Origin of the sequence: Microbacterium sp. LCT-H2, assembly GCF_001866135.1 — a bacterium.
GTDB lineage: Bacteria > Actinomycetota > Actinomycetes > Actinomycetales > Microbacteriaceae > Microbacterium.
In genome coordinates, this window is sequence record NZ_MODW01000018.1 from 1 (window position 1) to 644 (window position 644).

Here is a 644-nt window from a genome sequence, read left to right on the forward strand (position 1 = left end):
CAGCCAGGAGCTGTCGGAGGAACGATGAGAGTCAACGGCCGGTACTACGACGGCCTCGTCCGAAACCCTGACGGGACGTTCACAGCCATCGAGGTCAAGTCAGGTGGTGCTTATGACGCGTATTTCCGGCCGGGGAGCACACAGCGCCAGTTCGACGCGCAAGTGAACGATGGGGCCGTCGCGAGAGGGCAGCTCAATGGTGAGAGTATCGAGATTTCTAGGGTGATTGTGAGAAGGGAACCATGAGCAGCTACGGACCGTTCGCAGAGAGAACCCCACGCGGCCAGGAAGGGTGGATTGAAGAGGTCTTTCGTCCGGTCCCGGACACTCTTCGGCTGAGGCTCGAAGCACTGGACGGCCTGGAGACATTCACCTACATCATCTGGCGGGGCAGCGACCCGACGAGCATCGTGGGGTTCGAGTCCAAGCCTGGTGGATCCTTCATGCAGGCGGCGGGTTCAGCCGATCAGGTGACCGTGGAGGTCCGGTTGGCGGGGCCTGACGGTGAGACCCACCTGTACACGGTCGGGCGTCCCGAGCCTGCCGACGGGACGACGCTGATCCCGATCAGTCAGGCCCGTGCGGTGCGCGTGTTCTCGAACGAGGTGTTCACCGCTGACGAAGCCGCGGTCATCTTCTACACG

General features: G+C 62.6%; 2 protein-coding genes. Both read left to right on the forward strand.

Annotated elements, in window-relative coordinates; all coding sequences use genetic code 11:
* The coding region (locus BK819_RS16925; RefSeq protein ID WP_218138574.1) for a hypothetical protein at positions 1-246 on the forward strand (246 nt) is incomplete at its 5' end.
* Positions 243-644: hypothetical protein (locus tag BK819_RS16235; protein WP_071330053.1), on the forward strand; the 402-nt coding region annotated here is incomplete at its 3' end. The genes BK819_RS16925 and BK819_RS16235, both read left to right, overlap by 4 nt.